This window comes from Staphylococcus sp. GDY8P131P (genome assembly GCF_017891975.1).
Classification (GTDB): domain Bacteria; phylum Bacillota; class Bacilli; order Staphylococcales; family Staphylococcaceae; genus Staphylococcus; species Staphylococcus nepalensis.
Genome location: NZ_JAESKF010000002.1, coordinates 30,891 through 50,573 on the forward strand (window position 1 = coordinate 30,891; position 19,683 = coordinate 50,573).

Below are 19,683 nucleotides of genomic sequence, written 5' to 3' on the forward strand. Positions count from 1 at the left end.
AGTGTTATTTTATAGTTTATAGTAATATAGTTTTGAAAAAAAGTGGTTATAACGTTATTATTGAAGTTATGAGTGTAAAAATTTAATTTGAGATAGGAAGATCTGAATGAGTGAAAGTAAAGAATTAGTTAGGGGTACCTTTTTAATCACCCTTAGTATATTGATTACTAAAGTCTTGGGTGTATTATATATTATTCCATTCTATGCTATTATTGGTGGAGAAGAAAAATTGGCACCTTTTAACTATGCATATACGCCGTATAATATTGCTATTGCAGTTGCGACTGCTGGCGTACCATTAGCGGCATCTAAATATGTATCTAAGTATAATGCTTTAGGTGCATATAAAGTAAGTGAAAAGTTATATAAATCCAGTTTTATCGTTATGACCATTACAGGATTTATAGGATTTTTCATTTTATATTTATTAGCACCGACTATAGCAACAATCACGTTAGCAAATAAATCAGGCGCTAAAGGTGGTTGGTCAGTTGAAGACATTACTTGGATTATTAGAATTATCAGTATGGTTGTTATATTTATACCATTACTTGCGACATGGCGTGGCGTGTTCCAAGGTTATAAATCAATGGGCCCAACGGCAGTGTCGGAAGTTATTGAACAAATTGCACGTATTTTATTTATTTTAATTGGAAGTTATCTAGTGCTCAATGTCTTTAATGGCAGTGTTTTACAAGCCAATGGTATTGCGACATTTGCTGCAGCAATAGGTGCCGTAGCGGGTATTTTCACATTATGGTATTATTGGAAAAAAAGAAAACCTAATATTGAAAAGATGGTTGCAACGGATGTTTCAGGTATCAATGTATCATATGGAAAGATGTATAAAGAAATTATTTCATATAGTATTCCATTTGTTATTGTTAGCTTGAACTTTCCATTATTTAATTTAGTCGATCAATTTACACATAATGGCGCGTTAGATTTAGCAGGCGTACCTAGCCGTCTACATGACTATTTCTTTACAATTTTAAATATGACAACTAATAAAATAGTGATGATTCCAACGTCACTATCAGCTGGCTTTGCAGTAAGCTTAATTCCATTCATTACCAAAACATATGAATCAGGCGAGTTAAGTGAAATGCATAGACAAATTAGAACATCTTTAGGTGTTTTGATGTACATTACGGTGCCAGCAAGTTTAGGAATTATGGCTTTAGCATTACCATTATACACCGTGTTTTATAGTTATAATATAGATGGTAGTCAGTTATTATTCTACTATGCACCTGTGGCTATTTTGATTGGATTGTTAAGCGTAACCGCATCTATGCTACAAGGTATAGATAAACAGAAATTAACTGTATTTGTTATTTTAGTAGCAGTTGTCTTAAAGGTTGTTTTAAATACGCCGCTTATTATGGCATTCCACACGGCTGGCGCAATTTTAAGCACAGCGATTGCGTTACTATTTGCTGTTTTATGTAACTTTTATATACTTAAAAAATATGCAAATTTTGATTTTTCAGAGACATGGTTACACTTCTGTAAAATATTCTTATATGGTTTAATTATGATGGTTGCAGTCGAATTGTCATCGTTTTTATTACAAATGTTTATTTCGCCAGAAACTAAATTTGGTGCATTAAGTATTTTAATTATCAGTGTTATAATTGGTATGTTAGTTTACGGAGGTATCACGATGAAGACGAAATTAGCTGATCAATTTTTAGGTGAGATTCCTAATAAAGTTAGACGCAAATTAGGTATTATAAAATGAGAATAGATAAATTTTTAGCGAATATGGGCGTGGGTACGCGTACAGAAGTTAAACAATTATTAAAAAGCAGTAGCGTTTTTATTAATGAACAAAAAGAAAAATCACCCAAAAAACAAATTGACCCTAACAATGATATAATCAAAATAAATAATGAGATTATACAATATATAGATAAAGTTTATCTCATGCTGAATAAACCCAAAGGATATATTTCTGCGACAGCAGATAATCAACATCAAACAGTGATAGAATTAGTGAAATCTTATCAGTTTTTAGAAATTTTCCCAGTAGGTCGTCTCGATAAAGATACAGAAGGATTATTATTAATCACTAATGATGGTGCATTTAATCATGAACTTATGAGCCCTACAAAGCATGTTTCTAAAACGTACGAAGTTATTTCTGAAAAAAATATTACAAATAATGATATAAATTCATTCAAAATGGGTATTGAATTGAATGAGGGATTGGCGATGCCTGCAACTTTAGTGAAAAGTGATGAACCATACAAATCATTTGTCACAATTTATGAAGGAAGGTATCATCAAGTTAAGCGTATGTTTCATGCTATAGATAACGAAGTGCTTGCATTGAAACGTGTGAGTATTGGTGAGTTAAAACTTGATGAATCATTGGGTCCAGGTGAATATCGTCATCTAACGCAACAAGATTTTAAACAATTAGGATTAAATTTATAAAGAGGTGTTATTATGTCAAAATTACTAAAAGCAATTATAGGTGTCGGAGGAGCAGCTGCTGCAGTTGTGCTCTCTAAAAAAGAAAATAGAGATAAATTGAAAGATGAGTATAGCAAATACAAGTCAAATCCTGAATCATATAAACAAAACGCTAAAGATATCGCTAGCCAAATAAGTTCAAAAGCTGGGGAAACTTATAACGAAGTGAAACAAGACCCGAAAGGTTATGCGTCAAGAGTGAAACAAGATCCGAAAGGGTTTATAAATGAACAAAAAGACCGTTTTAAAGGCGTTAATGAAAAAGAAGAACACGTAGAAGAAGCTAGATTTACGGATGAAGGTGCAGCAGATCCTTCAAACAATTTGCGTGTAGTTACAGAAGAAGAACTTAAAAATAATAAAAATAAATAATTGTTTATAAAATGTGTAGATTAAGCTACGGATAGACCCACATATTTCTAAAATGGTGGCGTTACCCCGCAAAGGTTAGAAATACTATCTTCATAAATGATTATATAAGCCTGGGACATTTTTATGTCTCAGGTTTTTTAATCTTAATACAGAGTATAAAACCACTCATATAGTGGTATTTAACTGTTTTTCAATAATGATTACAGTTAAAAATTTTAAATATAAGTTACATCTCACTGTAGTTTCTATACTACTTCATGTAAAATATTAAATATATAAGTAATGAGAAGGAAGTTGATTCTAAATGTGGAAAGATAAAGTTAAAGCATACGAAGAACATATTATAGAAGATTTGAAAGGTTTATTATCTATTGAGAGTGTAAGAGATGATAACAAAGCTTCGTCTGATAATCCAGTCGGACCAGGACCGCGGAAAGCATTAGATTATATGTACCAAATTGCTGAGCGTGATGGATTTAATACACATGACGTAGACCATATTGCAGGTCGTATAGAATCCGGAAAAGGCGAAGATGTTATGGGTATTTTATGTCACGTAGACGTGGTACCAGCTGGCGATGGTTGGGATTCTAATCCATTCGAACCGGTTGTAACTGAGGATAAAGTTATCGCGAGAGGTACGCTTGATGATAAGGGGCCTACCATTGCTGCTTATTATGCAGTCAAAATATTAAATGATATGAAAGTAAACTGGAAAAAGCGTATACATATCATTATAGGTACGGATGAAGAATCAGATTGGCAATGTACAGATCGCTATTTCAAAACGGAAGAAATGCCTACATTAGGTTTTGCCCCTGATGCGGAATTCCCAGCTATCCACGGGGAAAAAGGTATTAGCACTTTCGATGTAGTACAAAATGAAAAAGCAGAAGATAAAGATGAGCCTGAATATGAATTAATTTCATTTACTTCTGGGCAACGTTACAACATGGTTCCTGATGAAGCAAATGCTAAATTAGCGGTTAAAGAAAATATGACAGACGTTATTCAAAATTTCGAACAATATTTATCTGAAAATCAAGTAGATGGTGAAAGCGTCGTTGATAGTGGTGTGTTAGTCCTTAAAACCTATGGTAAAGCAGTGCATGGTATGGATCCGTCTATTGGTGTGAACGCAGGATTGCACTTATTGAACTTCTTATCTAAGCTTGGTTTAGATAAAACAGCTGCCAACTTTACTCAATTTAGCGAACAATATCTATTTAATTCTCACTTTGGCGAAAAAATGGGGATGAAATTCCATACTGATGTGATGGGTGATGTTACAACTAATATTGGTATTATTTCTTACGATAACCAAAATGGAGGCAGATTTGGTATTAATTTAAGATACCCTCATGGTTTTGAATTTGAAGAAGCAATGACTCGATTTAAAGGTGAAATCGAAAAAAACGGTTTTTCTATTGAATTAGGTAAGAATCAAACACCTCACTATGTAGATAAAAATGATCCATTTGTACAAACATTAGTGAAAGCATACCGTAACCAAACAGGTGATCCAACAGAACCATACACTATTGGTGGCGGAACTTACGCACGTAATCTTGATAAAGGTGTTGCATTTGGTGCAATGTTTAACGATTCAGAAGATTTAATGCACCAAAAAAATGAATATATTACGAAAAAACAATTGTTTGATGCAACGAGTATTTATTTAGAAGCTTTATATACATTGTGCGTGGAGGAATAATTATGACTAAAGTATTGATTAACGAACATTTAGTAGATGAACAAGACGCAAGAGTCCCTTACAACGACAGAGGCTATGTTTTCGGCGATGGTATATATGAATATATCAGAACTTATAATAATAATATTTTTACTGCAAAACCACATTTTGAAAGACTGTTAAGAAGTGCTAAAGAGATTGGTTTAGATTTGAAATACAACGTAGATGAACTTACAGAATTAGTACAAGAATTATTAGCAGCTAACGGTGTAGTTAACGGTGGTGTATACATTCAAGTTACGCGTGGCGCTGCCCCAAGAGATCACGCGTTTCCAACGCCATCAGTAGAAGCCAATGTAATGGCATTTACAAAAACATATGAACGTCCATATAAACTATTAGAAGAAGGCATTAATGCTATAACAACAGAAGATATTCGTTGGTTGAGATGTGATATTAAAAGCTTGAATTTATTGGGTAATGTGCTAGCTAAAGAAAGCGCAGTTAAATATAATGCTCAAGAAGCTATCCAGCATCGTGGCGATATCGTTACTGAAGGGTCATCAAGTAATGTATATGCAATTAAAGGTGGGGAAATATACACGCATCCTGTAAATAACTATATATTAAATGGCATTACGCGAATGGTAATTAAAGATATTGCAGAAGCCAAAGGCATTCCATTTAATGAAGGCACTTTCACTGTGGATTTTTTAAGAAATGCGGATGAAATTATCGTATCAAGTACTTCAATTGAAGTAATGCCTGTAATTAAATTAGATGGTGAATTCGTAGGTGAGGGAAAAGTCGGCCCAATAACTAAATCATTACAAGAAGGATTTAACAGATACATTGATGCAGATAGTTAATATTTTCCAAAAAAGGAAATAAAATGTAACATCTATTGAAACTAAATTATGTTATAATGCTTACTGAGCCGATTAATAAAATTCCTGAAAATGTTCGTAGTAAAATGTGACTTTTTGTTTCTCATTATTGGTTGAAATAAACGTCTAAACATTATAAAATCTTTTATGAGACTTGAAATTGGTGTATAAAATTTCATGAAAAAAAGCAAAGGAATTTTAAAAATTTCATGCTGTTTCGGGTAGATTTATGATATGATGATAAAGTTATAAAAATCTCAATACAGTATTTAATATTTAAATATACAAACTTAAATCTATGGGACAAAATGATGGTCATAACACGTGAGGCTATCATATATGATTTAAGTTTATAATTGTGTTAGAAAATGACTATATTTGGCTCTCGAAATTTGTTTTCTGGAGCCATTTTCTAATTGAAAGTGAGGTGAACGTGTTGGAGCAGTTTTATCAATTAGGATGGACACTTGATTCAGCAGGTGGCGCATCTGGCGAAGCTTATATGGCAGAGCAAGATGGACAGAAATTGTTTTTAAAACGAAATTCTAATCCATTTATTGCAGCTTTGTCTGCTGAAGGTATTGTACCAAAGCTCGTGTGGACGAAACGTATAGAAACAGGGGAAGTTGTAACAGCACAACATTGGAAAAACGGCAGAGAGCTAACTTTCGATGAAATGTATGAACAACGTGTCGCTAATTTGCTAAAAAAAATACATAGTTCAAAAACACTTTTGAATATGTTGAAACGTATGGAAATGAATCCTATTACACCTGATATTTTATTAAATAAAATTAACGCCTCATTATCTAGAGAAGTGTTAACGCATCATGTTATTCGTAAAGCATTGACATATTTAGAAGATCATATGCCTTGTCTTGATCCTAGGTTCTTTACGGTTGTTCACGGAGATGTTAACCATAACAACTGGTTGTTATCTGATCATGATGAATTATTTTTAGTTGATTGGGAAGGTGCAATGATTGCGGATCCAGCTATTGATTTAGGTATGCTGCTATACAATTACGTTCCTGAAAATAAATGGCCTCAATGGTTGAGAGATTATGGTACGAAAGATTCTATAGACTTACAAAAGAGAATGAAATGGTATACTGTTGTTCAGTCAATTGGAATGGTACAGTGGTACGAAGAACAAAAACGCTATAAAGATATGAATATGTGGTTGAAGTTCTTAAACGAAGTAATGAATAACAATGTATTTATATAAGGAGTTATCAAGATGAGAGTGCGTTACAAGCCGTGGGCTGAAGATTATTTAAAGTCGCATCCTAATATTGTAGATACGGATGGTAGCCATGCAGGACATATAAGTGAATGGTTTGATAAAGATCAACCGATATATATAGAAATTGGTTCTGGCATGGGTCAATTTATTACAACGCTTGCTGCGCAAAGACCAGAAATTAATTTTATTTCTATGGAACGGGAAAAGAACGTTATGGTCAAAGTGTTAGATAAAGTGAGAGAGCAAAATCTAACCAATATTAAATTGATTTGTAATGATGCGATTGAATTAAATGAATACTTTAAAGATGAAGAAATCTCTCGTATTTATTTAAATTTCTCAGACCCTTGGCCAAAAAGAAGGCATACGAAGCGTAGATTGACTTACCATACATTTTTAGCGTTATATCAACAAGTGCTAAAAAAAGATGGAGAAATCCATTTTAAAACGGATAATAGAGGTTTATTTGCTTATAGTTTAGAAAGTATGTCCCAATTCGGAATGTATTTCACTAAAATAAATTTAAATTTACACCAAGAAGAAAAAGAAAATAATATTGAAACAGAATATGAGCGTAAATTTTCAGATAAAGGCTCAAGGATTTATAGAATGGAAGCTAAATTTCACAATAATTAAATTGTTTTTGTAAATCACTTTATGTAGTTAATCGCCAGTGTATAATATAATACTAAGATGAAATAAAGATGGAAATTTTTTATAAGATTTCATTATTTTATTTTTTTAAGGCTACTATTTTCATAAATGGGAAAGTAGCGCTTTATAGACAACCAGAAACCCAATTTGGGTTTCTTTTTTTTATAAGATAAACTAAAGCAAGGAATGTAAGCGTCAGGCTTCCTTACATAAGTGTTATTGAGGTTTAAATGGAATACAAGCACTAAAACATTTGCATAAGCACTAATACTGTTAAGAGGATTATATACGTTATGACTCAAGTCTAATTTAATAAATTAAAAAGTAACGCTTTAGCAGTAGTGCTTTAAGAACTGACTTTTAAAAAATAGTTTTCTAAAAAGTAGCGATTTTGAAGCAATAGTTCATTAGCGTACGTTTTAAAACGTATTGATAGCATAGTCATGTGACAACGATCTACGTCAAGTCCAAGAATTAACTTAGAGTATTTGTATCTGAGTTCATTTGTAGGTATGTACGATATTCATCTGTATGTGTGGATTTACAATTTTCATTATTTTACGAGGGAGTTGTATTATATTACTATATTAATAAACAGTATTTAAACAAAGAAACGAGGGATAATCTTGAAATTAGGCAATTTTAAAATGCATTACCTTAATGGTGGGATTACAAATATTGATGGGGGCGCAATGTTCGGCGTTGTACCTAAAGTTTTATGGACAAAAAAATATGAAATCAGCGAGGATAACCGTATTCCTTTACCAACACACCCAATTTTAATTCAAACGGAAGAATTTAATATTATTATTGATACAGGGATTGGTAAGGAAAAGCTTACTGACAAAGAACGCAAGATATTTGGTGTAAATTATGAAAGCCAAATTGAAGAAGATTTAAAATCATTTAATTTAGAAACACAAGATATTGATTATGTACTGATGACACATTTACATTTTGACCATGCTTCAGGTTTAACTGATAATGAAGGGCATGCTGTTTTTGAAAACGCCATTCATGTCATACAACAAGATGAGTGGCACGAGTTTAATAGCCCTAATATACGTAGTAAATCCACTTATTGGAAGAAAAATAATGGAGATTTCACGAAGAAATTAATTTTATTTGAAAATCAATTAGAAGTAGTAAGTGGCATTCATATTTATCATACTGGAGGCCATAGTTATGGTCATTCTATTATTACTATTGAAAGCAAAGGAGAAAAGGCAGTGCATATGGGAGATATTTTCCCAACTATTGCACACAAAAATCCATTATGGGTAACTGCTTATGATGATTATCCAATGCAGTCTATTAGAGAAAAGGAACGGATAATACCTAGATTCATCTTAGAGGATTATTGGTTCTTATATTATCATGATGTAAATTATTTCGCTGTGAAATTTAATCAAACTGAATCTAATGAAATAGCACAATATATTACTAGAAATTAAAATAAGGTTAAAGTTTAGAACATTTGAAATGAAACTATATCTGTTTTAAAGCATTGGTTTTGCTTTATGAATGACTTGAGCAGCGATATATTTTGTTTCATATCATTATTGTACTGCGATAGTTAATAGTTGTTTGCTATCGGGTACGTAAGATGTTCATAACTTTAACCTTCAATCATTTACACTCTATGATGTCGAGGACTTCTCCTGTTTTAGCATTTGCGTAAAAATCGTAATAAATGCGTTTGCCATTGTGAAGTGTAGTGACACCACCTTGAAAAGCTTCTAATTGGTCGTTAGCGTTTTTATACATAATCGTTTCGTTTAATATGTAAGAACCGACAACATTCATAAAATATGTTTTTACTTCAGAAACAATTTTCTCTGGATTTTGATGTTGTATTTGCTTTTGACGTTTATAAAAATAAATTGATCCAACAATAACTGCTAATGAAATAATTGTGATGAAGAACCAACTTTTTTTATTTAACATATTACAATCTACCCCCAATAAAGTCATATTTATAGTTTACCACAATGAAGATGATATAATAAATATTAAGGAGTGAGAGACATTGAGTATAGACAAAAATCAAACATTATCAAGAATGAAAAATTTAACAGAATTACATGGCGCACCTGGCTTTGAAGATGATGTGAAAACGTATTTAAAAAATGAAATGGCACCGTACGTAGATGAATTTGTTTATAATCGTATGGGCGGTTTTTATGGAGTGAAGCGATCCAAAGCTAAAGAACCTAAAAAAGTAATGGTTGCTGCTCATATGGATGAAGTTGGTTTTATGATAACTCATATTACAGATAACGGACTATTGCAATTCACAAACTTAGGTGGCGTTGCTACTGACATATGGCAAGGACAAAGATTAAAAGTGAAATCACGTACCAATGAAGAAATCGTTGGCATCGTTGCAAATATTCCAAAGCACTTTAGAACGGGTAATGAAGGTGCGCCGACGATAGAAGACTTATTATTAGATATCGGTTGTGAAAGTGAAACAGATGTAATAAATCGAGGTATTCAAATAGGGGATACCATTGTTCCTGAAACACCATTTACGCAATTATCTGAACATAGATTTGTAAGCAAGGCCTGGGATAATCGTTATGGTTGTTTAATTGGTTTAGAGTTATTAGAATTATTGAAAGATGTAGAATTAGATTTTGATTTATTTGTTGGAGCGAATGTACAGGAAGAAGTTGGATTAAGAGGAGCAAAAGCTTCCGCCGAATTAATAGATCCAGATATTGCATTTGTAGTTGATTGTTCTCCAGCAAATGATATGAAAGGAAAACAGCATCTTTCAGGAGAACTAGGTAAAGGTACTTTAATCCGTATCAAAGACGGCACGATGATACTCAAACCGACATTTAGAGATTACCTTATAGATTTAACAAAAAAATTTGATATTCCAAACCAATATTATATGTCTCCTGGCGGTACTGATGGCGGAGAAATACACAAAGCAAATATTGGTATTCCAACTGCAGTTATCGGTGTTTGTGCACGCTATATTCACAGTACGAACGCAGTGTTTGATTACCGTGATTATGATGCAGCGCGGAGACTGTTATTCCAATCAATTAAAAACTTAAATGATAAAATAATCGATACGCTACAATATAATTAATATTTAGGAGTGATTTAATGGAACAATTAGAAAATGAACAACAATTTGAAGAATTAAAAAAAGAACAAACTGTGTTTTTATTTACTGCAGACTGGTGTCCCGACTGTAAAGTGATTGAACCAGATCTCCCACAACTGGAAGCAAAATATACGAATTACAAATTTATATCTGTAGATAGAGATAAATTTATAGATATTTGTATTAATCATGGTATTATGGGCATTCCAAGTTTTCTAGTATATAAAGATAATAAACAAATTGGTAGCTATATTGGAAAAGAACGTAAATCAATTGAACAGATAGATGATTTTTTAGCTTCTTTATAAAAGATAAATCAAATCATATTGATTAAAGTGTACTCTAAAAAATATACCCTTAGAACTTACATTTTTTCTGTTCCTAAGGGTATATTTATTGTAAACTGTATTAAGACACGTAAATAGGAGTGTTAACGATGAATGTCTTTCAAATGAGAGATAAATTAAAAGATAGATTGAAACATCTAGACGTTAAGTTTAGTTTTAATCGTGATGACGAGACGCTACGAGTTTCTAGAAATGATAATGGTAAAGGTGTAACTGTTAAAATTTCAACTATCGTAGCTAAATATAAAGAGCAAAAAGAAAATATAGTAGACGAAATCGTTTATTACGTTGAAGAAGCTATCGAACAAATGAAAGGGGAGGCTTTATCCGATTCAGATCATATTGAGATAATGCCTGTGCTCAGATCACCGAGTTTTGATAAAAAAGACAAATCTGGAAATGCATTTGTTATTGATAAACATACTGCAGAAACTAATATTTACTATGCAGTGGACTTAGGTAAATCTTACCGACTATTAGATGAAACTATGTTAGATAAATTGAATCTCACTAAACAACAAGTGAAAGAAATGGCGTTATTTAACGTTAGAAAGCTTGAAAATAATTATAAAACGGATGAAGTTAAAGGAAATATTTTCTATTTTATTAATTCAAATGATGGTTATGATGCAAGTAGAATTCTAAATACTACTTTTTTAAATGAAATTCAAACTCAATGTGAAGGTGAAATGCTAGTAGCAGTACCACACCAGGATGTGTTAATCATAGCTGATATTCGTAATAAAACAGGTTATGATGTTATGGCTCATTTAACCATGGAATTTTTCACGAAAGGTTTAGTGCCAATTACTTCACTTTCTCTAGCTTATGACAAAGGACATTTTGAACCTATATTTATATTAGGTAAAAACAATAAACAAAAAAGAAATCCTAACGTAATACAAAGGTTAGAGGCGACTAGAAAAAAATATGAGAATAAAGATAAGAAATAAGGAGTCAGTATAAATGAATTTATTTTATAATAAAGAATCTGTGGGAGATGTAGCTTTTTTACAAATTGAACCCACAACTGGTGAATTTACGTATGAAACAAAAGGAAACGTAGTAGAAATTCATCAAGGTAATCAAGTTGTTGGATATAATATATTTGACGCTTCAAATGTATCTAGTATATCTGGAAATGGCCATGTTCAATTAAATGAAACATTAATTAATGAACTACAGCAAGCTATTAAAAATGCAGGGTTTTCATTTGAATTAGAGACAGATTTATCACCAAAATTGGTTGTAGGTTATGTGGCAAACAAAGAAAAGCATCCTAATGCTGATAAGTTAAGTGTATTAAATGTAGACGTAGCTACAGAAAAATTACAAATTGTGTGTGGCGCGCCTAACGTTGAAGCGGGACAAAAGGTTGTAGTCGCAAAAGTTGGTGCAGTAATGCCAAATGGCATGGTAATCAAAGATGCAGAACTTCGTGGCGTTGCTTCAAGTGGTATGATTTGCTCTATGAAAGAATTGAATTTGCCAAACGCACCACAAGAAAAAGGTATTATGGTCTTGTCTGATGATTATAAAGTAGGACAAGCATTTTTTGAAGAATAAAAGGAGGTAATGTCCGAATGAGCTGGTTCGACAAATTATTTGGAGACGAAAATGATCCTAATAAAGATTATCTAAATAAAAGAAACCAACGACGTCAAAAGAATATGCAACAAGAACATAAAGACACATTACTTCCTCAAAACAACGATGTTTATGAGAGACCGAAAGGGAAATTCAGATTTCCGATGCATGTTATAGAAGAAGAAAATAGATCTGATAGTGCTCATGAAGTATCGTCTGAAAAAGAAGCTAAAGATACTGAAAATATGTCTAACCATACATCATCATCTAACCAAAAACAACGAAGACGTAGACATATGTATAATGAAACAACTTCAGACGAGATGAAGCAGCCAGAAGCTTCTGAGCAATCAACGACACATGATGAAACGTACGATGAAACAAACAGTGAAACAAGAAGAGATAAGAGACAACATAATGGCAAGAGAACAAGAATCCAAACGGACGTTTTAGGCGTGAATGGAAAATCTTCAAAAAAACATGAACACTCTACGCCGCATTATCATAAAAGTGATTTTAAAGCGAGTGAAGTTCCTTCTGCTATTTTTGGTACTCAAAAGCCCCACCCTCTAGATAACGGGGTAATCAAACCCAAAAACAGCGAAGAAGACAATGAAATATTTAACAATGACAAAGATGTTCAAGAAGATAAAACATCAAGCCTTGAATCACAATATAACGAAGCTCAACAACAAAATGATGACGACCAGCTATATCAAGTTGATGATGAGCAACTATCTTCAATAGAAAACGAACCGCAGAACACGTCAGACCAGTATGAAGACACTACAGAATCAACGACGCAACCTCAAAAAAATAATACAATCAATATAGAAAACATTTATGCGTCTCAAATTGTAGAAGAAATTCGTAGAGAGCGTGAAAGAAAAGTACTTCAAAAACGTCAATTCAAGAAAGCTTTACAACAAAAACGTCAAGAAAATCAACAAAATGATGAAGATACAATTCAAAAAGCAATTGATGAAATGTATGCACAACAAGCCAAACATTATATTGGCGAAAGTTCGTTAGACGAAGAACAATCAAATGATATCTCGGATGTGGATGATTCTGAGGATATCTCTAGTGATAATTTGACTGAAAATAGTAGCCATAATGATCAAAATAACGCTTCAGAATTTAACTACCAAGAAATTGATTTAGATAACGTGAGTTCTGTACATAATATAGACAATAACCAAGTGTATGAGTCTTTAGATGAAACGGCCAATCCTACAGTTAATTTATCAGATGAACCAGAAATAACTGCAATGGATGTAAGCCAAGATGAAGCTGGTTCAGAAAATGAACAACAAAACACATCTTCTGAAGCAGAAAGCCATGTGCAACAAAACGCTTCAAATTTAACTGAAGTTGATGAAAATGTAGCAATTTCAGATGCAAGATACAGAGAATTATCTGAAGCTCAAAAAGATATGTCACAAAGTACAACTGATGTGGATAGTAAGCAAAATGAAGACGTTGAAAAAATGCCACAGACGCAAGATGAATTTTCAGATGATCCCTTTTCAACAAGTACAGCGCGTGACACTGACGATAATCAAAATAGTACATCTCTAACTGATGGATCATATTCAGAAAGCACACAAGATTCAAGTCAATTTAATTCAGAGGAGTATAATCTGTCAGATCAGGATATCAAAGCACCGTCTACAAAAGATAATGATATACAAACGACGAACAGTAGCCAAAATGAAGCGGATGATGCTCAAGTAACTGAATCTGTGCATGCCTTAAGTTCTAGTGAAAAATCAAGTCAACAAAGGAAAAAATCAGCCATAACAAAAGGCAGCAAACCGTTTAATGTGGTTATGACACCATCAGATAAAAAGCGTATGCTCGACGCTAAGAAAAAGCGCCATACAAATTACTCAAGTATGAGCCTTAGTGAAGACAACAAATACCAATCAGAAGACAATACGAATATAAAGGCACCGTCTAATACAGATAAATCATTGTCTTCACCTAAACAACAAGAAGATAATATATACTCAGATCAAAATGCCGAAGCACATTTTTATGATAACAATGAATCAACAATTTCAGATGCACAAGCGATATCATCTGATGGTCAAATACATCAAATCAAAGATGATGCTCAACAAAAAAGAGACACAGCATACTCAAACTCAAGCCAAAGTGCTACGCAATCTCAAAATTCAGATAACCAAGAAGCGTTATCACAAAATAAATCAACGACAGATGATACACAGTCTGTAAATCAAGTTGACGATGACGTAGATACCTACCAGGGGACTAAGACAGCGATAAGAAAAGGTCCAAATATCAACCTTCCAAGTATTGACTTACTTGAAGAACCTAAGGCGCATGAAAAAGATAACCAATGGATTGAAGAAAAGAAACATGAATTAAATGAAGCTTTTTATTACTTTAACGTGCCAGCTGAAGTTCAAACAGTTACAGAAGGACCAAGTGTAACGCGTTTTGAATTATCTGTAGAAAAAGGAGTAAAAGTTTCTAGAATTACCAATTTACAGGATGATATCAAAATGGCGTTAGCAGCCAAAGATATACGTATTGAAGCGCCTATCCCAGGTACAAGTTTAGTAGGCATTGAAGTGCCAAACCAATCATCTACACCTGTTAATTTACGTTCCATTATAGAAGACACTACATTTAAAAATGCAGAATCTAAATTAACAGTTGCTATGGGGCTTCGAATTAATAATGAACCACTCGTTATGGATATAGCTAAAACACCTCATGCATTAATTGCAGGCGCAACGGGTTCTGGTAAATCAGTATCTATTAACAGTATTTTAATGTCATTGTTGTATAAAAATCATCCTGAAGAGTTAAGATTATTACTCATTGATCCTAAGATGGTAGAATTGGCGCCATATAATGGGTTGCCTCATTTAGTGTCGCCTGTGATTACTGATGTTAAAGCTGCTACTCAAAGTTTAAAATGGGCAGTAGAAGAAATGGAACGTCGTTACAAAGTATTTGCTAAATACCATGTGAGAAATATTACTGCTTTTAATAAAAAAGCGAATTATGAAGATAGAATGCCCAAAATAGTAATCGTTATTGATGAACTAGCAGATTTAATGATGATGGCACCACAAGAAGTAGAACAATCCATTGCGCGTATTGCTCAAAAAGCACGTGCATGTGGTATTCATATGCTTGTGGCTACGCAAAGACCTTCTGTAAATGTAATTACTGGCTTAATCAAAGCGAATATACCAACACGTATTGCTTTTATGGTTTCTTCAAGCGTAGATTCTCGTACCATTCTAGATAGTGGGGGAGCAGAACGTTTGCTAGGTTATGGCGATATGCTTTATTTAGGCAGCGGTATGAACAAACCTATACGTGTGCAGGGAACGTTTGTATCTGATGAAGAAATTGATGAGGTCGTTGATTTTATTAAACAACAGCGAGACCCTGATTATCTTTTTGAAGAAAAAGAATTATTGAAAAAAGTAGAAAGCCAACCGCAAGACGATTTATTCGAGGATGTTTGTCGATTTATGTTACAAGAAGGTCATATTTCTACTTCATTAATACAAAGACATTTCCAAATAGGATACAATCGAGCCGCTAGAATTGTGGATCAACTAGAACAATTAGGTTATGTTTCAGGAGCAAATGGTTCAAAACCTAGAGATGTATACATCACAGAGTCTGATTTGAATGAGAATTAATATAGAGATAAAGGAGTGTTACAATGACACATTTTCATTTTGTCGGCATTAAAGGCGCCGGTATGAGTTCATTAGCACAAATTATGCATGATCTTGGTCATAAAGTACAAGGATCAGATATAAAAAATTATGTTTTTACAGAAATAGCATTAAAAAACAAAGGTATAGAAATTTTACCATTTGATGCAGATAATATAAAAGAAGATATGGTCATTGTTCAAGGTAACGCCTTTCCTGATACACACGAAGAGGTAATAAGAGCGCATGATTTAAATTTAAAAGTTATTCGTTACCATGATTTTTTAGGACATGTTATCAATCAATACACTTCAGTTGCAGTTACAGGTGCGCATGGCAAAACTTCTACTACTGGGCTGTTATCACATGTTATGAATGGAGACAAAAAAACCTCATTCTTAATTGGTGATGGTACAGGCTTAGGTATACCGGCGAGTGATTACTTTGCGTTTGAAGCATGTGAATACCGTAGACACTTTTTAAGTTATCATCCAGACTATGCAATAATGACTAATATTGATTTTGATCATCCGGATTATTTTAAAGATGTTGATGACGTATTCAATGCTTTTCAAGAAATGGCACGCAATGTAAAAAAAGCGATTATTGCTTGGGGTGATGATACGCATCTGCGCAAATTAAAAGCAGATGTACCTATTTATTATTACGGTTTTTCTGAAAATGACGATATTTATGCAGATAATATACAATTCAGTGAAAAAGGCACACAATTTGATGTCTATATCGATAAAGTGTATTATGATTCTTTTTTATCACCGCAATTTGGTGATCACAATATTTTAAATGCGTTAGCTGTAATAGCGATCAGTTATTTGGAAGGCTTAAATGTTGCTAACATTAAAGAAGCACTAGAAACCTTCGGCGGTGTTAAACGCAGATTTAACGAAACCAAAGTTGGCCAACAAGTATTAGTTGATGATTATGCACACCATCCGAGAGAAATTAGTGCTACAATTGAAACAGCACGAAAAAAATATCCTACCAAGGAAGTTATAGCTGTTTTCCAACCGCATACTTTTAGTCGAACGCAAGCCTTTTTAGAGGAATTTGCAGCGTGTTTAAGTCTTGCTGATAAAACATTTTTATGTGAAATTTTTGGTTCAATAAGAGAAAATAATGGGGATTTAACGATTCAAGACTTAGTTAAAAGGATTGAAGGCGCCACGCTTATTGATGAAAGCACTGTAAATGTTTTAGAAGATTATAGTAATGCAGTTATTTTATTTATGGGTGCGGGCGATATTCAAAAAATCCAGCGTGCATACATGGAAAATATTGGTGTAACTACCTCATTTTAATATGTTTATGTTAAAATGATGGGGGTATTTATATTAAATAACAACATATGTTTTTTAGGAGGCGTTTTTAATGGAATGGATTTTACCTATAGCTGGAATCGTTGCAGCGATTGCATTTTTAATTTTATGTATTGGTATCGTTGTCGTATTAGTTTCAGTTAAGAAAAATTTAGATCACGTTGCAAAAACACTTGATGGCGTGGAAGGACAAATTCAAGGGATTACACGTGAATCTACAGACTTACTTCATAAAGCAAATCGCTTAACTGAAGATATTCAAGATAAATCAGATCGTTTAAACTCTGTCGTTGATGCAGTTAAAGGCATCGGGGATTCAGTTCAAACATTAAATGGTTCTGTTGATCGAGTTACAAATTCAATTACGCACAACATTTCTCAAAACGAAGATAAAATTTCTCAAGTGGTACAATGGTCAAATGTGGCAATGGAAGTTGCTGACAAATGGCAAAATAGAAAAAATCGTAGAGAAAGTGCAAAATACAAAACAAGTAGTGTCGCAAATGACGCAGATCACAGCTACACTACACGTGTTGACCATTAATCATTTATATACTTAAAAAACAAATGCACTTAAATGAGGTATAAACTTATTTAAGTGCATTTGTTATAGGAGGCATTCAATTATGAAGTACTATAACCGAGATGATTATGAAAGAAATTTAGAAAGTTATGAAGTAGAAGACTATTTTACTTCTGGGGCTAGAAACGTATTTGTCTATGGATTTATTGTAGGTGCAGTTATAGGTTCAACTGTTGGATTAATTTCTATTAGTAAATCACGTCAAAGTGATACATCTGTTCCGAAAGCTAATCAAAAATTTAAGTCAAACTTAGTTGAACAAACTGAAAATGAAAAAGCAGCAGCAGAACGTCAAGTTGCACAAATAAAGGATACAACAACTACACACAATGAATTAGATGCACAAAAAGTTGCAATTCAACAAGAAACTTCTGATCATAATTTAGCAGACACATCACCTCAAGCACAGGAGGAAATGAGTAAGCAGCAATCCATGAATGCAGCAGAGCAATTAAGCCACATCAATGAGCAAGCAGAACCAACTGAGCGTGAAATAGAAGCTCAAAAAGATGCGGTAAAAGAAGAAGCAGAAGATCATAATTTATCAGACGCTTCTACGATTTCATCATCTAAGGAAACATCGCGTAATAGTATCATATCACCTAACAATTTAGCAACTGTTGCTAAAGAGAAAAAGAAAATATTAAATAACAACACTCAAGTTTCAAAAAACACATCTGAATTAATAGCTGAAGAAGGCGTAAAATCTAATCCAAATCGTATAGTGCCTAATTTAGTTACTAAAAAAGAGACAAAAAAAGATGAAGATAACCATATCAAAGCAGCTGTTGCCGGCACTGTGACTGCATCCGGTTTAGCTATAGCAGCAAGTCAAAAACGTGATGCAATAGCTAAAAATCCAAAAGTAGCTAAAAATACAGCTGACCTTTTAAAACCTGAAACTTTAACATCGAAAGTAAATAATAATGTACCTAATTTAGTTACTAAAAAAATAGATAACGCAGTAGAATCTAGCAATAAAGTAGAAAATTCTGCAGACAAAGCTAAACAAACTACCAAAAATGCTAAGCCTCAAGCTGCAGAACAACGCGTTAAACAAACACACAATAGCGTATCTTTTAAAGATGGAATTATTGTTCACGATGAAGCTGAAAAAGGTATAAGTAATGAAGCTAAAATCGCTGATAACACTTCTGATTCTCAAACAGAAAATGAAACACCAACGTATTCTAAAAATAGATTACAAAGTAAGAAAACTGAAAAAGCTAAAAGTAAAATTGACAAACGAACGTTTAATGATTAAATGCTTTTATCGTTATGGAAAATATATAGAGCGGGATAACAAAACCTTTTAATAAATTGGTTTTTGTCCCGCTTTTTTCTATAATGGGCTGCTGATTATTAGCAAAATTAGAGGCTTTTAATATAAGTTATCATATTATTTTTTAGATAAACCATTAAGCTATATATCTAATATGGAGAGATTTGATGCTCCTATCGCATACCAAAGTAATAGGTGATAGTATTGTTATACTAAACAATGAGTCATGCAAGCCATGAAACCAAAGTTGTAAGATTTTGATTAGCTACTTTTTAAATTTATAAAATAATTACAATACAATTTAAATATATGTTATCTTCAAATCGCAATAAACCGGCAGTGCATGACTTTTTGATAAACTGCTGCGCATATTGAGATAA

The 19,683-nt window shown here is 32.9% G+C and carries 17 protein-coding genes; 16 read left to right on the forward strand and 1 reads right to left on the reverse strand.

Annotation, left to right across the window (positions count from 1 at the left end; translation table 11 throughout):
* The first annotated feature begins 106 nt into the window (after positions 1-106).
* From KA894_RS00690 to KA894_RS00725, 8 genes are all read left to right on the forward strand, one after another.
* Entirely contained in the window at positions 107-1,744 is a 1,638-nt protein-coding gene (locus KA894_RS00690) for a putative polysaccharide biosynthesis protein (RefSeq protein WP_096809107.1), read from the forward strand.
* Positions 1,741-2,442 carry a pseudouridine synthase gene (locus KA894_RS00695; protein ID WP_115342099.1) on the forward strand — a complete coding sequence of 234 codons (702 nt, stop codon included), beginning with the start codon at positions 1,741-1,743 and terminating at the stop codon, positions 2,440-2,442. Before KA894_RS00690 ends, KA894_RS00695 begins: the two co-directional genes overlap by 4 nt.
* 12 nt (positions 2,443-2,454) lie before the next feature.
* The gene (locus KA894_RS00700; protein WP_115342100.1) at positions 2,455-2,853 is read left to right on the forward strand and encodes a YtxH domain-containing protein; all 399 of its coding nucleotides are present in this window, start codon (positions 2,455-2,457) and stop codon (positions 2,851-2,853) included.
* 304 nt (positions 2,854-3,157) lie between these two features.
* Positions 3,158-4,567, forward strand: coding sequence for a dipeptidase PepV (gene pepV, locus KA894_RS00705; RefSeq protein WP_103373267.1), 1,410 nt, complete (start codon positions 3,158-3,160; stop codon positions 4,565-4,567).
* 2 nt (positions 4,568-4,569) lie between these two features.
* The gene (gene dat / locus KA894_RS00710; RefSeq protein ID WP_096809116.1) at positions 4,570-5,415 is read left to right on the forward strand and encodes a D-amino-acid transaminase; all 846 of its coding nucleotides are present in this window, start codon (positions 4,570-4,572) and stop codon (positions 5,413-5,415) included.
* Positions 5,416-5,869: 454 nt separating this feature from the next.
* Complete coding sequence (locus tag KA894_RS00715) at positions 5,870-6,661, forward strand: phosphotransferase family protein (RefSeq protein WP_096809118.1); 792 nt, start codon at positions 5,870-5,872, stop codon at positions 6,659-6,661.
* 12 nt (positions 6,662-6,673) lie between these two features.
* Complete coding sequence (gene trmB, locus KA894_RS00720) at positions 6,674-7,315, forward strand: tRNA (guanosine(46)-N7)-methyltransferase TrmB (protein ID WP_103373269.1); 642 nt, start codon at positions 6,674-6,676, stop codon at positions 7,313-7,315.
* A gap of 644 nt (positions 7,316-7,959) precedes the next feature.
* Positions 7,960-8,787, forward strand: a complete 828-nt coding sequence (locus KA894_RS00725; protein ID WP_174221768.1) for a YtnP family quorum-quenching lactonase — start codon at positions 7,960-7,962, stop codon at positions 8,785-8,787.
* A 175-nt stretch (positions 8,788-8,962) separates the two neighbouring features.
* Here the strand turns inward: KA894_RS00725 and KA894_RS00730 are convergent, their stop codons facing one another.
* A complete protein-coding gene (locus KA894_RS00730) occupies positions 8,963-9,280 on the reverse strand; it encodes a hypothetical protein (RefSeq protein WP_096809123.1) in 318 nt (105 codons plus the stop codon).
* An 82-nt stretch (positions 9,281-9,362) separates the two neighbouring features.
* Between KA894_RS00730 and KA894_RS00735 the strand changes: the two genes are divergently transcribed.
* From KA894_RS00735 to KA894_RS00770, 8 genes are all read left to right on the forward strand, one after another.
* A complete protein-coding gene (locus KA894_RS00735) occupies positions 9,363-10,439 on the forward strand; it encodes a M42 family metallopeptidase (RefSeq protein ID WP_096809125.1) in 1,077 nt (358 codons plus the stop codon).
* 17 nt (positions 10,440-10,456) lie between these two features.
* Positions 10,457-10,765: a thioredoxin family protein gene (locus KA894_RS00740; RefSeq protein WP_096809128.1), complete on the forward strand. Its 309-nt coding sequence runs from the start codon at positions 10,457-10,459 to the stop codon at positions 10,763-10,765.
* Between the two features lie 128 nt (positions 10,766-10,893).
* On the forward strand, positions 10,894-11,757 hold the full coding sequence (locus tag KA894_RS00745) for a DUF1444 domain-containing protein (RefSeq protein ID WP_107644123.1): 864 nt from the start codon (positions 10,894-10,896) through the stop codon (positions 11,755-11,757).
* Between the two features lie 13 nt (positions 11,758-11,770).
* Positions 11,771-12,370, forward strand: a complete 600-nt coding sequence (gene ytpR / locus KA894_RS00750) for a YtpR family tRNA-binding protein (RefSeq protein ID WP_096809132.1) — start codon at positions 11,771-11,773, stop codon at positions 12,368-12,370.
* A 17-nt stretch (positions 12,371-12,387) separates the two neighbouring features.
* A complete protein-coding gene (locus KA894_RS00755) occupies positions 12,388-16,083 on the forward strand; it encodes a DNA translocase FtsK (protein ID WP_115342102.1) in 3,696 nt (1,231 codons plus the stop codon).
* Between the two features lie 23 nt (positions 16,084-16,106).
* On the forward strand, positions 16,107-17,420 hold the full coding sequence (murC, locus tag KA894_RS00760) for a UDP-N-acetylmuramate--L-alanine ligase (RefSeq protein ID WP_108909278.1): 1,314 nt from the start codon (positions 16,107-16,109) through the stop codon (positions 17,418-17,420).
* A gap of 70 nt (positions 17,421-17,490) precedes the next feature.
* The gene (locus KA894_RS00765) at positions 17,491-17,982 is read left to right on the forward strand and encodes a DUF948 domain-containing protein (RefSeq protein WP_096809138.1); all 492 of its coding nucleotides are present in this window, start codon (positions 17,491-17,493) and stop codon (positions 17,980-17,982) included.
* An 82-nt stretch (positions 17,983-18,064) separates the two neighbouring features.
* Complete coding sequence (locus KA894_RS00770; protein WP_115342103.1) at positions 18,065-19,285, forward strand: hypothetical protein; 1,221 nt, start codon at positions 18,065-18,067, stop codon at positions 19,283-19,285.
* Positions 19,286-19,683: the final 398 nt, after the last annotated feature.

Coding starts and splice junctions, on each gene's coding strand:
- murC (WP_108909278.1), top strand. CDS start 16,107: ATGACACATTTTCATTTTGTCGGCATTAAAGGCGCCGGTATGAGTTCA.
- pepV (WP_103373267.1), top strand. CDS start 3,158: ATGTGGAAAGATAAAGTTAAAGCATACGAAGAACATATTATAGAAGAT.
- KA894_RS00700 (WP_115342100.1), top strand. CDS start 2,455: ATGTCAAAATTACTAAAAGCAATTATAGGTGTCGGAGGAGCAGCTGCT.
- ytpR (WP_096809132.1), top strand. CDS start 11,771: ATGAATTTATTTTATAATAAAGAATCTGTGGGAGATGTAGCTTTTTTA.
- KA894_RS00755 (WP_115342102.1), top strand. CDS start 12,388: ATGAGCTGGTTCGACAAATTATTTGGAGACGAAAATGATCCTAATAAA.
- KA894_RS00690 (WP_096809107.1), top strand. CDS start 107: ATGAGTGAAAGTAAAGAATTAGTTAGGGGTACCTTTTTAATCACCCTT.
- KA894_RS00765 (WP_096809138.1), top strand. CDS start 17,491: ATGGAATGGATTTTACCTATAGCTGGAATCGTTGCAGCGATTGCATTT.
- dat (WP_096809116.1), top strand. CDS start 4,570: ATGACTAAAGTATTGATTAACGAACATTTAGTAGATGAACAAGACGCA.
- KA894_RS00695 (WP_115342099.1), top strand. CDS start 1,741: ATGAGAATAGATAAATTTTTAGCGAATATGGGCGTGGGTACGCGTACA.
- KA894_RS00745 (WP_107644123.1), top strand. CDS start 10,894: ATGAATGTCTTTCAAATGAGAGATAAATTAAAAGATAGATTGAAACAT.
- KA894_RS00740 (WP_096809128.1), top strand. CDS start 10,457: ATGGAACAATTAGAAAATGAACAACAATTTGAAGAATTAAAAAAAGAA.
- KA894_RS00770 (WP_115342103.1), top strand. CDS start 18,065: ATGAAGTACTATAACCGAGATGATTATGAAAGAAATTTAGAAAGTTAT.
- KA894_RS00730 (WP_096809123.1), bottom strand. CDS start 9,280: ATGTTAAATAAAAAAAGTTGGTTCTTCATCACAATTATTTCATTAGCA.
- trmB (WP_103373269.1), top strand. CDS start 6,674: ATGAGAGTGCGTTACAAGCCGTGGGCTGAAGATTATTTAAAGTCGCAT.